This window comes from Streptomyces sp. NBC_01012 (genome assembly GCF_045162755.1).
In the GTDB taxonomy this organism is placed as follows: domain Bacteria; phylum Actinomycetota; class Actinomycetes; order Streptomycetales; family Streptomycetaceae; genus Streptomyces.
On record NZ_CP108688.1, the window covers coordinates 1,467,254 to 1,479,900 of the forward strand.

Consider the following 12,647-nt stretch of genomic DNA (forward strand, 5'->3'; position numbering starts at 1 on the left):
CGAATGCATGGTTGAGCGGCAGTCTTTCCCGAGTTGAGACCTCACGGACACCTCGACACCGCGCGCCTGCGCGCGCGAGCACCTTTTTCCGCAATAGGGTCGAATCGCCGACGTAGACCCTGCGCAACACCCTTGACACATCCGGCCACTTGGCTCCCTACTGGAACCCGTATCCCATGATGACAACGTTGTCCATGCATGTCCCGGGAGGAACGGCTTCGTATGCAGCCCCCACGTGGTCCCCAGCAACGCTCGCGCCCCAGACACACCCAGTTCGCCACGGTCCTCGCGGCCTCTCTCGCCCTGGCCCTGGCGGCCCCCACCGCGGCACTCGCCCAGCCGTCCGCGACCGACCGGAAGCCGTCCGGCGACACGTCGTTCAGTTCCTCCTTCGAGGACGACGAAAAGCAGCCGGACTGGCGTAATACAGTCGAAGAAGACGCCGATGGAAAGAAAAGGGCATCGGGTGTCAACGGTGGATTCGCCGGCGGAATACCGGGCAATATCACCGATCAGGTCACGGATCTGCGCGCCAGCGACGAGAATGCCGACGGCGGCGAGGTCAAGGAAAACCTGATCGACGGGGAGCCCGGCACCAAGTGGCTCACCTTCGATTCCACGGGCTGGGTGGAGTTCGATCTCGCCGATCCCGCCAAGGTCGTGACGTACGCGCTCACTTCGGCCAACGACCACGAGGAGCGGGACCCCAAGGACTGGACCCTGAAGGGGTCGGCCGACGGCAAGACCTGGAAGGACCTGGACACCCGCACCGGCCAGACGTTCTCCGAGCGGCTCCAGACCAAGTCCTACGACTTCACCACGGACACCGCCTACCAGCACTTCCGGCTGGAGATCACGAAGAACAACGGCGCCGACGACGCGATCCAGCTCGGCGACGTGCAGTTCTCGGACGGGGACACCTCCGCCCCCGCCCCCGACGAGATGCGCACCCAGCCCGACCGGGGCCCCTCGGGCTCCCCCACCGCCAAGCAGGGCGCCGGGTTCACCGGAAAGAAGGCCCTGCGCTACGCGGGTACGCACAAGGCTGACGGCCACGCCTACTCGTACAACAAGGTCTTCGACGTCAACACGGCGATCACCAAGAACACGCAGCTGTCGTACCTGGTCTATCCGCAGATGAGTGAGACGGACCTGGACTACCCCGCGACGCATGTGGCGGTGGACCTGGCCTTCACCGACGGCACGTACCTGAGCGAGCTGAAGGCCACCGACACCAACGGCGGTGCGCTCACCCCGCAGGGCCAGGCCGACGCCAAGCGGCTGTACGTGAACCAGTGGAACAAGGTCGACGCCCGCATCGGCACGGTCGCGGCCGGCAAGACCGTCGACCGGATCCTGGTGGCGTACGACTCCCCCAAGGGCCCCTCGAAGTTCCAGGGCTGGATCGACGACATCTCGATCGCCCCGAAGGCCCCGGAGAAGCGCAAGGCGCACCTCTCGGACTACGCGTCGACCGTGCGTGGCACCAACTCGAGCGGTGACTTCTCGCGCGGCAACAACTTCCCCGCGACCGCCGTCCCGAACGGCTTCAACTTCTGGACGCCGGTCACCAACGCCGGTTCCACGAGCTGGCTGTACGACTACGCCAAGGGCAACAACGAGGACAATCTGCCCACGCTCCAGGCGTTCGGCGCGAGCCATGAGCCGAGCCCCTGGATGGGTGACCGCCAGACCTTCCAGATGATGCCGTCGGCGGCCTCCGGCACCCCGGACGCGGCCCGTACGAAGCGGGCGCTGCCCTTCCGCCACGAGAACGAGACGGCGACCCCGCACTACTACGGGGTGACCTTCGAGAACGGTCTCAAGGCCGAGATGGCGCCCACCGACCACGCGGCGCGCATGCGGTTCACCTATCCGGGCGATGACGCGAGCCTCGTCTTCGACAACGTCTCCAACGACGGTGGTCTCACCCTCGACCCGAAGACCGGTTCCTTCAGCGGCTTCTCCGATGTGAAGAGCGGCGGCTCCACCGGCGCCACCCGGCTCTTCGTGTACGGGTCCTTCGACGCGCCGGTCACCGACAGCGGCAAGCTGAAGGGCGGCGGCGGTGACGACGTCACCGGTTTCTTCCGCTTCGACGCGGGCAAGGACCGTACGGTCAACCTCCGTCTGGCCACCTCGCTGATCAGCGTCGACCAGGCGAAGCAGAACCTCGCCATGGAGCTGCCGGCGAAGAAGTCCTTCGACACGGTGCGCAAGGACGCGCAGAAGGCCTGGGACAAGATCCTCGGCAAGGTCGAGGTCGAGGGCGCCAACGCCGACCAGCTGACCACGCTCTACTCCAGCCTGTACCGGCTCTACCTGTACCCGAACTCGGGCTTCGAGCAGGTCGACGGCAGGAGCACCTACGCGAGCCCCTTCTCCGAGAAGGCCGGTGACGACACGCCGACCCACACCGGAGCGAAGCTCGTCAAGGGTGAGGTGTACGTCAACAACGGCTTCTGGGACACCTACCGGACGACCTGGCCGGCGTACTCCTTCCTGACCCCGAAGCAGGCCGGCAAGATGGTCGACGGCTTCGTCCAGCAGTACAAGGACGGGGGCTGGGTCTCCCGCTGGTCCTCCCCCGGCTACTCCGACCTGATGACCGGGACCAGCTCCGACGTGGCCTTCGCCGACGCCTACGTCAAGGGCGTCGACTTCGACGGCGAGGCGGCCTACGACGCGGCGGTCAAGAACGCCACGGTGACCCCGCCGTCCCCGGGCGTCGGCCGCAAGGGCATGGACACCTCGGTCTTCACCGGCTACGCGAACACCGAGACCCACGAGGGCCTGTCCTGGTCGCTGGAGGGCTACCTCAACGACTACGGCATCGCGCAGATGGGCAAGGCCCTCTACAAGAAGACGAAGAAGCAGCGCTACAAGGAGGAGTCGGAGTACTTCCTCAACCGTGCGCAGAACTACGTCAAGCTCTTCGACGACAAGGCGGACTTCTTCCAGGGCAAGAAGCCGAACGGTGACTGGCGGCTCCCCGCCGACGAGTACGACCCCCGCGTCTGGGGTTACGACTACACGGAGACCAACGGCTGGGGTTACGCCTTCACCGCCCCGCAGGACAGCCGGGGCCTGGCCAACCTCTACGGCGGGCGGGACGGTCTGGCGAAGAAGCTGGACACGTACTTCTCGACCCCGGAGACGGCCGGACCCGAGTTCACCGGCTCGTACGGCGGCGTGATCCACGAGATGACCGAGGCGCGCGACGTCCGCATGGGCCAGTACGGCCACAGCAACCAGGTCGCGCACCACGCCGCGTACATGTACGACGCGGCCTCGCAGCCCTGGAAGACCCAGGAGAAGATCCGCGAGGTGCTGGGGCGGCTGTACACGGGCAGCGAGATCGGGCAGGGCTACCACGGCGACGAGGACAACGGCGAGCAGTCGGGCTGGTTCCTCTTCTCCTCGCTCGGCTTCTACCCGCTGGTCATGGGCAGCGGTGAGTACGCGATCGGCTCGCCGCTGTTCAAGAAGACGACCGTGCACCTGGAGAACGGCCACGACCTGGTCGTCAGGGCGCCGAAGAACAGCGACAAGAACATCTACGTCCAGGGCCTGAAGGTCAACGGCAAGAAGTGGAACTCCACCTCGCTGCCGCACGACCTGCTCGCCAAGGGCGGTGTCCTGGAGTTCGACATGGGCTCGAAGCCCTCGTCGTGGGGCACGGGCAAGGACGCGGCCCCGGTCTCCATCACCAAGGACGACAAGGTGCCCACGCCGAAGGCGGATGTGCTCAAGGGCGACGGCGCGCTGTACGACAACTCCTCCGAGACCTCGGCCTCGGTCGAGTCGGTGGACCTGCCGGCCGCCGAGGGTACGAAGGCGGTCCAGTACACGCTGACCTCGGACACGGCGAAGAAGGCCCCGACGGGCTGGGTGCTCCAGGGGTCGACGGACGGCACCTCCTGGAAGGACCTCGACAAGCGGTCCGGCCAGACCTTCGCCTGGGACAAGCAGACCCGGGCGTTCTCGGTGCCCTCACCGAAGGCGTACACGAAGTACCGGCTGGTGACCACGGAGGCGGCGACGCTGGCGGAGATCGAACTGATCTCCTGAGTCTTCACCTTCCGTACGCATGAGGACGGGCCGCCCGAGCATCCGGGCGGCCCGTCCGCGTGTGCGGGGCGTCTCAGGACCGCTGGTCCGCCTTGTCCTTCAGGGCCTGTTCCACTGCCTCACGCACCCGCTCGTCCTCCTGCCGCGCGCGCCTGGCGCGCGCCCGCCGGACGAGGACGAACGCCGCGGCTCCCCCGCCGAGTACGAGGATCACGATCAGCAGGAGTGTCCAGGGAACGGCCCAGCCGTGGCCGGTGGCCGTGACGGGGTCGAGGGCGGTGGTGGAGCCGGCGGCGTCGGTGATGAGCGGGGTGACGGCGACGGTGGCGGTGAGCCGGAAGGCCGGGGTGACGTCGTGGACGGGGACCTTCACCTTCCAGTGCTCTCCCGGCAGCAGTTCCGGCGGCGCGTCGAGGGTGCCGGCATCGGTGCTCAGCGTCCCGAAGGGGCCGGTGAGGGTGACCTTCTGCTTCCCGGAGAGCAGCGCGTTGCCGGTGTTGTGGAGGTCGTAGGTCACCGTGGCGTCGCCCCGGGCGAACGGGTCGGCGGAGCCTCGGTAGTCGACGTGGGTGTCCTCGACGGTGAGTTCGGGGCGCAGGGCGCCGCTGACCCGCAGCTTGATCCGGATGCCGAGGCGCCGGTCGACGGCGATGCCCTCGGCGTCGTCGGACTGCTTGAGCGATGTCAGGATGCCGCCGACGTGGTCGCCGGGGGTCGCGTTGCGCGGGACCTTGACGGTGAAGGGGATCTCGGCGCTCTTGCCGGCGGCTATCCGGACGCTCTTCTTCTCCGCCCGGACCCAGGATCCGACGGAGCTGGACCTCTTCCCCTCGGTGAGGAGGTCGAGCTGGCCCTTCTCCGTCGTGAAGCCGTCGGCGGCGTAGACGGCGAGGGTCAGCGGTTCTGTGCCGTGATTGGCCACGACGAGGGCATCCTCGGCCTCACCGCCGGGGTTGACCGTGTAGCTGAAGCTCGACCGGTCCTCCCCGTAGTCGTTCGCGGCCGTCCGGACCGTCCAGGTGACGTCGCCCTCGGCCGCCCGGGCCTGCGGGGCGGCGAACGTGCCGGACACCAGGGCCGTGAGGAGGACGAGGAGGGCGAGGAGCGCGGTGCGGACGAGGAGGGCGGTGGTGGTGCGGCGAGGTGGTGCCACTGCGTGCATGGGGTCTCTCTCGGAATGGCGGCGTGGCAGGCCCCGGCGGACCGGAGCCTGCCACGCCGGTGGTGCGGGGAGGGTCAGCTGCTCAGCGCGGTGATGGTCAGCGTGGCGCGGTAGCCGCCCTTCTGGACGGAGTCCGGGATCTTCAGATCCAGGTCGGCGCCCAGCTTGGCGGTGCCGCGCTCGTGGCCCTGGGGCGCAGAGCCGAGGCCCCGGGAGAGGGACAGGCCGTCACCCTTGCCGTCGTAGCCGGAGGGGACCGCCGCTCCGGCCTTGGCGCCGGCGCCCTGGTCGAGGATGTACGGCGACCAGCCGAGGTAGGAGCCCGCGAACGTCTTCTCGGCGTCCTTGAAGTCGCTCACACCGGCCGATACGGCCCACGGGGACAGGGTGCGGCGGGTGTCCGACACCAGGATCGGGTTGATCTTGCCGGAGGCGGTGAAGTGGTCACCGTTCGCCTCCTTGGCGGTGCCGAGGTCCACCAGGCCGTTGTAGCCGTCGATGGTCCAGCCGAACTCGCCCGGAGCCGGCTTCGGCACGTTGACCTGGAGGGACTGGCCGTCACCGTGGTACGGGTGGACGCTCACCTTGTCGACGACCGAGCCGACGGGCTGGTCGGCGGTGGTGTTCTTGCACCAGTCGCCCTTGGAGACCTGGGAGTTGGGGGCATCGCAGCTGCCGCTGCGGATGTTCTCCACGACCAGCTTCTCGTCCCGGACCTGGACCTTGACGTAGCTGCGGACGTGCTCCTGGTTCTGGACCGAGTTGTACCAGTAGCTGTCCGGGTTCAGCGGGTCGGCGCCGTTGCCCGCGCCGCTGGTGCCGCTGTTGTCGGGCGGGGTGATGTCGTAGTACTTCGAGCCCGAGGCCGAGTTGGCCGTGACGTAGAGGACGCCGCCGGGGCCGGGGTAGACATCGGCCTGTCCCGGCTGCTCCTCGGGGTCGGCCTTCTCACCGTTCTTGATGAGGTAGCTGCGGGAATAGCTGTGGTCGTGGCCCTGGAGGACCATGTCCACGCCCAGCTTGGAGAAGGTCGTCGGGAAGTCGACCCGGCGGGCCTTGTTGTCCTTGTCCTTGGCGTGCGAGGCCGGGGAGTAGATGGAGTGGTGGTAGACGAGCACCTTCCACTTGGCCTCGGAGCCGTGCTGGTTGATGACATCCGTGACGTACTGGGTGTGCGCCTCGTCGCCTCCGCCGCCCTGGGAGGTGTCGTAGCTGTTGCTGTTGAGGTCGATGAACAGCACATCCTTGTAGATGTACCAGTAGTTGCCGCCCGAGGTGTCGGACGCCGGGTCGCCGTTGGCGTACAGCGCGTCCGAGTTGTCGGTGTTCGGCGTGGAGAAGTGCTGCTCGTACGCCTTGCCGCCGACGTCGTGGTTGCCGATGGTGGCCGCCCACGGGTACTGGCGCAGCTGGTCGGGCGCCAGGAAGGAGTCCCACTGGGACTCGTTGTTGGCGCTCTCGACCTGGTCACCGCCGGAGACCAGGATCTCGGCCTTCGGGTTGGCCTTGGTGGCCACGTCGAGGGTGTCCTGCCAGCCGGCCTGGTCCTGCGCCAGGTCCCCGGAGGAGCCTATCTGCGGGTCGCCGAGGAACAGGAAGTCGTACTCGCCCTCGAAGTCCTGGGTCGCGAAGGCGTACGTCTTGGACCAGTTGCCCTCGGCGCCGACGCGGTAGGAGTAAGCGGTGTTCTCCTTGAGGCCGGTGAGGGTGGCGTTGTGGTTGTAACCGTCGGTTCCGGCCGTGTTCTTGGCGCCCAGGGCGTCGAAGGTGGCGGCGCCGGAGGGGAATTCACCCCCGTCGAGCTGCGCGGTGGGCGCGAGCTGGACCTTCTGGGCGCTGCCGTCCGAGGCGTACCAGTTGACGGTGCGCTGGGTCTCGTTCGCGCCGACGCCCAGGACGATGCCGGTGAGGGTGGAGGACTCCGCCGCGGCGGCGGTCGTGGCCTGCCCGCCCGCGAAGGCCACGGTCAGACCGAGGAGCGCGGCGGTGGTGCCGGTGGCCACACGGTGCCGCAGGGGCTCTCTTCGGGCCTGCTGGGAAGAGTGCGTTCTCATGAAGTATCGATTCTTTTGTGTTCAAACGGTGTGCACGATGTGCACACTCGAAGGAGGACACCAAGCTCTCGGCACCGGGTGAACGGCGTGCGAATACCGCCGGGGCCACGGCTGAACATCACCGCCCGCCTGCCTCCTGCCTGCGGTTCTACGATGCGGTGACGCGCTGGACGAACCAGGCAAGGCCCATGACGGCGACCCCCGCCGACAGGGCTCCGGTGACCCACCGGGCGGATCGGGGTGAACGGCGTCCGAGCAGCAGGAGAAGCGGGAACAGCACGGCGGTCACGCCGAGTTGGACGGCCTCGATGCCGATGTTGAACACCAGCAGGGACCACAGCAGGGTCCAGGACCACGCGGCGTCGATGCCCAGCGCTCCGGCGAAACCGAGGCCGTGCACGAGGCCGAAGCAGAACACGACGCCGAGGCGGATCCACCCGGCGCGGTCCAGGGCGAACCGGCTCCCGCCGGGCGCCCTGAGCTCCGCGACATGGTCGCCGCCCCCTCGGAGGCGCCAGAGGTGCCAGCCCGCGACCACGGCGATGGACAGCGCGATGACGGGCTCCACCAGCGCTGCGGGGACATCGACCAGGCCCAGGGCGGCCAGCAGGAACGTCACCGAGTGGGCGAGGGTGAACGCGGTGGCGGCGAGGACGACTTCACGGGGCCGCCGGGATCCGGCGATGAGGGCGAGCAGGAACAGGATGTGGTCGGTGCCCGTCAGCAGGTGCTCGGCGCCGAGGCGGAAGAACTCCCAGAAGCGCTCCGGCCAGGACTGGCTGATCGAGAAGGCGGGGTGGCCGCTGTCGACCGCGGCACTGCCGGTACGGCCGTCGACGTCGTAGGTGACGATCGTCTTGGTCCCCTTGACGTAACCCTCCGGGTCGGGGAAGAGGGCGCTGCGGATCTCGTGGTCGCCGGTGCCGTGTTCGGCGCAGGTCCAGTCGAGCGTGAGCTGCGCGTAGGGCACGCCCTCCTCGGTGCCCATCCTGGTCCTGCCGACGGGTGCGGGCTCGCAGTCGGGGCCGCCCGTGGTGACCGAGAACCGCTGGGTGACGTAGTCGACGACGGTGGCGCGGTGGGAGTCGAGGGCGGCGGCCTGGGCGCGGGCGTCGCCGTTCTCGAACGCCTCGGTTCCGGCGCGGAAGAGGGGGTCGTCGGAGCCGGCGTCGGCGGCCGAGACGACGAGCAGGTCGTACTCCAGCTTCAGTTCGGTCCGCAGCGGCCCGTCACCGTCGGCGGTGACGTGTGCGTACACGGTGGAGGTGAATCCATGGGCGGCCGCGGGTCTGACGAGGCCGAGGAAGAGGAAAACCGCCGCGGCCAGGACGAGCAGCGGGCGGCGGACACGGTGCGACATGAGTCTCCTTGGGGTTGCCCGTGCACCGTGCTGGTCGTGGATGAACCACCGACGACCGATCAGCGAACCATGAGAAAATAAACGTTCGAAAGCCGTCGGAACGATGGAGATCGTGTGGAACGGGCGAGCAGGATGTGGGAAAACCGCCCCGTGCCGGCGGTGTGCGTCCCGCTCGCCCACCGGCCCGCCACCACACCCGCCCCTCCCGGAGGACGATCGTCGTGCACCGCCCGCCCCTGGCCGCCGTACTGGTGATGGCCGCCGCCCTGCTCGCCGGATGCGCTTCGGGCGACGACGACTGGTCGCAGCGGCGCCCGAGCCCCTCCGCCGTCGGCGCGCTGGGGGCGGGTTTCATCGGCCAGGACACCTCACCCGCACCGGAGTCGACGGTCACGCCGCGCCCGGGTTCCTGGTCCGAGGTACGGCCGGCGGCCGGCACCCGGGTCGTGCTGCTCGGCGCGGGCGGCGACCGCCCGACGAAGACCCTGGTGAAGGCGGTGAAGGCCTGGGCGGACGAGGCGGACGTGGATCTGCGGACCGAGACCGCGTCCGACGACACGGACCTGCTGCCCGCCGTCATCCGCGCCATCGACCTGCACCCGGACCTCGTCATCAGCGTGGGCAACGACCTCATCGACCCGCTGACGACGGTCAGTCCGAGCCATCTCTCGCAGGACTTCCTGGTCGTCGGGGCGGAGCTCGCCGAACCCACCGAGAACGTGACGGCGGTCGACTGGTCGGGGGCCTCGTACCGCGGGGAGGGGCTCGGCATGTCATCGACCTACGACCCCGCCTCGTTCACCGACGCCCGCTGCGCGGCTGCCGTCCGGGCGGGCACGGCGGCGGTGCTGACGGGGCATACGGGGATCGTGGTGTGGCTGGACGACCACTGAGGCCCCGCCCCTTGCCTGAGACCGCCCTTCGCCGGCGCCCGATGAGATAGTGCTCCGCATGTCCTCATCTCCCGTCCCCTCCCCCTGCTCCTGGATACGGACGACCGTGCGGGTGGGGATCGCCGTCCTCGCGATGGCCGCCGTGACCGCCACCCCGGCTTCGGCTTCGGCTTCGAAGAAGGTCGCGCTGACCCTGAAGGACGTCCCGCGGACCGTGGTCGCGTACAACGCGGACGAGGGGGCCGAGGCCAGGAACGGGGACTTCGTGGTACCCGTCGCCGTCGTCCCCGGCAACAAGGAACCGGCCCGCGACGTCAAGGTCGTGGTCGACGCCTCGGGACTCAAGGACATCGCCCGTGTGACCAAGGGCGGTTACGGCAACTGCACCGGCAGCGGCTGGGTCTACACCTGCGTGTACGGCACCCTCCAGAACGACGGCGAGAGCAACGCCCCCTTCGACATCATCGGCCTGGACGGCGTGAAGCCGGGCGACAGCGGCACGGTCACCTACACGGCGAGTGCGGACAACACGGAGCCGGTCACCGGCACCACCCGCCTGGTGGTGGGCGGACCCACGCTGGGCGCCCCGGACAAGGAGGCAGAGGTGAGCGGGGTGAAGCCGAGCCGACCAGCCACGTTCACACCGAAGTTCGCCAATCACAGCCGCTTCGCGGCCGACCGGGGCGTCGCACTGCGCATCCGCGCGGACGGCGGCCTCACCCTGAAGACCCGGCACAGCAACTGCTACTACACCGGGACGTCGCCCACATCGGCCTGGTGCCTCTTCTCCGCGAAGGCCGCACCCGGCACCGCGTACCGCACCGGTGCACCGCTCCCCTACGTCGCGGCCGACAAGGAGTTGAACGGCACCCTGTCCTACGACTGGTCCGCCACCCCGGAGAAGCCCGCCGGCCACACGGTGCGCGGCACGGGCGCTCCGATCACCCTGGTCCCCACGTCCGACGGCGCGTTCGGGAGCAACAGCGGTGTCGTCAAGGTGGAGACCACAGTGCAGGCGGACTACCGCCCGGTCACCGCCACGGTCCGTGGACGCGTCGGCGACACGGTGCGGGTACGCCTCGGCGTACGCGACCTGGGCCCGGGCAAGCTGCGGGGCGACGAGGCAATGGGCCGCTTCGAGGTGGTCCCGCCGGAGGGCGCCACCGTCACCTCCGTCCCGTACTCGTTCGAGGACACGGACCGGGACTGGGGGTGCGACCGACCGGAGAGGCCCGGCGGGGCCTTCGTCTGCGACCTCGCGGGCGAGGCGCTCTCCTGGGCCGGCCGGGATGACGGGACGACCGCCATCGAGTTCCACATCCGCATAGACCGGCAGGTCGAGGGCGCGCAGGGCACGATCCGCACGTACAACCCGTACGACCGCACTCCGGGCAACGACACCGCCGCCATCCCGCTCGATGCCTCACCCGCGCCGGCCTACCGCGCGCTCCTGCGCCCCGTGACCTGGGCCGCGATCGGAGGCGCCGCCGTCCTGGGCACGGCCCTGGCGGTCGTGTACCTGCGGCGCCGGAAGCGCACCGGCTGACCACACGGCCCCCGATGGACTCGCCTCCACCTGCCCTTTCGCCGACCGCTATCGGCTAGTCAGGGTACTTTTACGCGCTTTTACGGTGTCCCTACAGACTCTTTCCGTGATCCATGTCATCTCTTAGGCGATCAGGTGATCAGTACGACAATCATCTCGACTTGAAGGAGCCCCAGCATGCGCATTTCCGCTTCCGTCCGCTCCCGCAGTGCCCGCACGGGCATCACGATGGCCGCCGCGGCCGCCTTCGCCGGCGTCACCCTGGCCGCCGCCCCCGCCGCTTACGCCCTGCCCGGGGACAGCGGTGACATCGACGTCACGTCGGTCGGCTGGCACTCGCGTGGCGACCGCGACGGCGTCGAGGTCTGCAAGTTCGTGCTCAAGGCGAACAACTTCGAGTCCTTCCCCTCCGTCCCCTGGACCATCACCGCGCAGCCGCCGACCGTCCCCCCGGGCGACACGCTGCTCGGCACCCTCCCGCTCGTGAACGGCAAGGCCACCAGCCAGGAGTACCTGCTCCCCGAGGGCACGTACCAGCTGGTGTGGACCGTCCCGGCGGGCCCGAAGCAGAAGAGCTTCGAGGTCAACTGCGACCCCAAGCCCGGCCAGGGCGGCAGCCGCGGTGAGGGCAAGGACCAGGGCTCGTCGGGCGCCGAGAAGTCGTGGGAGAAGCCGTCGGGCGCGGTGCCCGCCGGCGGTGGCGGTGTCCCGGACATGGAGAGCGTCAGCTCCGAGAGCGACTCGAACATCGGCGCGTCGGCCGCGCTGGTCGCCGGCGCCGCCGGACTCGCGGGGCTGATCGTGGTGCGTCGATCCGCACGCCGCCGTGCCCGCAACGAGGCATAACCCGCGCGGCAGACGGCGACGACGAGGGCCGAGTCGTGCATGCCGGCTCACGATGACCCTGAGCGTGACCTTCTCGCTGGTGACCGGCGTCGTGTGGGCGAGCTCCGACTCGCCGGATGACGCCTCGTCGGTCACCGCCGCCCGCGGCAGCGACGCCGCGGGCGGCGGGGCCCCGCCGTTCCGCAGGGCCCCGCACGAGCCGCAGAAGAAGGTGCCCGCCTCGCACGCGCCGCTGGTCCACTCCCGGCCGGTGAAGGTCGCCATCCCCGCCATCTACATCGAGGCCCCGGTCGTGGGCCTCGCCCTCGACAAGAAGGGCCGACTCGGCGCCCCACCGCTGAACAAGCCCAAGCAGGTGGGGTGGTTCCAGAAGGGCCCCTCCCCCGGCGAGGCGGGAACCTCGCTGCTCGTCGGCCACCGCGACACCGCGACGGGACCCGCGATCTTCCTCAATCTCAACGCCCTGCGCCGCGGAGACACGGTGACGATCACCCGGGCGGACAAGAGGACCGCGGTCTTCACCGTCGACGAGATGAAGACGTACACGAAGGACAAGTTCCCCGACGACAAGGTGTACGGGGCGACGGGCCGGCCCGAACTCCGGCTGCTGACCTGCGGAGGGCGCTTCGACAAGAAGGCCGGCTACTCGGCCAACGTGGTCGTATTCGCCCACCTCACCTCGCTCAAGAAGAAGGCGGCCTGACACCGCCACGGG

The 12,647-nt window shown here is 69.2% G+C and carries 8 protein-coding genes; 5 read left to right on the forward strand and 3 right to left on the reverse strand.

Going from position 1 to position 12,647, the window contains the following annotated elements:
- Positions 1 to 222 precede the first annotated feature (222 nt).
- Positions 223 to 4,071 (forward strand): GH92 family glycosyl hydrolase, encoded by a 3,849-nt coding sequence (locus OG623_RS06335; RefSeq protein ID WP_406145065.1) that lies wholly within the window; start codon positions 223 to 225, stop codon positions 4,069 to 4,071.
- 73 nt (positions 4,072 to 4,144) lie between these two features.
- Here OG623_RS06335 and OG623_RS06340 read toward each other — a convergent pair whose 3' ends face one another.
- The 3 genes from OG623_RS06340 to OG623_RS06350 all read right to left on the reverse strand — a co-directional run bounded on the left by OG623_RS06340 (position 4,145) and on the right by OG623_RS06350 (position 8,647).
- Positions 4,145 to 5,233, reverse strand: a complete 1,089-nt coding sequence (locus OG623_RS06340) for a WxL protein peptidoglycan domain-containing protein (protein ID WP_406145067.1) — start codon at positions 5,231 to 5,233, stop codon at positions 4,145 to 4,147.
- 74 nt (positions 5,234 to 5,307) lie between these two features.
- Positions 5,308 to 7,287: a fibronectin type III domain-containing protein gene (locus OG623_RS06345; protein WP_406145069.1), complete on the reverse strand. Its 1,980-nt coding sequence runs from the start codon at positions 7,285 to 7,287 to the stop codon at positions 5,308 to 5,310.
- 148 nt (positions 7,288 to 7,435) lie between these two features.
- Entirely contained in the window at positions 7,436 to 8,647 is a 1,212-nt protein-coding gene (locus OG623_RS06350; RefSeq protein WP_406145071.1) for a HupE/UreJ family protein, read from the reverse strand.
- A 221-nt stretch (positions 8,648 to 8,868) separates the two neighbouring features.
- Between OG623_RS06350 and OG623_RS06355 the strand changes: the two genes are divergently transcribed.
- The 4 genes from OG623_RS06355 to OG623_RS06370 all read left to right on the forward strand — a co-directional run bounded on the left by OG623_RS06355 (position 8,869) and on the right by OG623_RS06370 (position 12,635).
- Complete coding sequence (locus OG623_RS06355; protein ID WP_406145073.1) at positions 8,869 to 9,540, forward strand: hypothetical protein; 672 nt, start codon at positions 8,869 to 8,871, stop codon at positions 9,538 to 9,540.
- Between the two features lie 58 nt (positions 9,541 to 9,598).
- The gene (locus tag OG623_RS06360) at positions 9,599 to 11,086 is read left to right on the forward strand and encodes a hypothetical protein (protein ID WP_406145075.1); all 1,488 of its coding nucleotides are present in this window, start codon (positions 9,599 to 9,601) and stop codon (positions 11,084 to 11,086) included.
- A 177-nt stretch (positions 11,087 to 11,263) separates the two neighbouring features.
- The gene (locus tag OG623_RS06365; RefSeq protein ID WP_406145077.1) at positions 11,264 to 11,932 is read left to right on the forward strand and encodes a hypothetical protein; all 669 of its coding nucleotides are present in this window, start codon (positions 11,264 to 11,266) and stop codon (positions 11,930 to 11,932) included.
- Positions 11,933 to 11,984: 52 nt separating this feature from the next.
- On the forward strand, positions 11,985 to 12,635 hold the full coding sequence (locus tag OG623_RS06370) for a class F sortase (protein ID WP_406145079.1): 651 nt from the start codon (positions 11,985 to 11,987) through the stop codon (positions 12,633 to 12,635).
- Positions 12,636 to 12,647 lie beyond the last annotated feature (12 nt).

Bases quoted from the DNA above. Each gene is read 5' to 3' on its own strand.
- OG623_RS06365 (WP_406145077.1), top strand. From the start codon at position 11,264: ATGCGCATTTCCGCTTCCGTCCGCTCCCGCAGTGCCCGCACGGGCATC.
- OG623_RS06335 (WP_406145065.1), top strand. From the start codon at position 223: ATGCAGCCCCCACGTGGTCCCCAGCAACGCTCGCGCCCCAGACACACC.
- OG623_RS06340 (WP_406145067.1), bottom strand. From the start codon at position 5,233: ATGCACGCAGTGGCACCACCTCGCCGCACCACCACCGCCCTCCTCGTC.
- OG623_RS06370 (WP_406145079.1), top strand. From the start codon at position 11,985: ATGACCCTGAGCGTGACCTTCTCGCTGGTGACCGGCGTCGTGTGGGCG.
- OG623_RS06350 (WP_406145071.1), bottom strand. From the start codon at position 8,647: ATGTCGCACCGTGTCCGCCGCCCGCTGCTCGTCCTGGCCGCGGCGGTT.
- OG623_RS06345 (WP_406145069.1), bottom strand. From the start codon at position 7,287: ATGAGAACGCACTCTTCCCAGCAGGCCCGAAGAGAGCCCCTGCGGCAC.
- OG623_RS06360 (WP_406145075.1), top strand. From the start codon at position 9,599: ATGTCCTCATCTCCCGTCCCCTCCCCCTGCTCCTGGATACGGACGACC.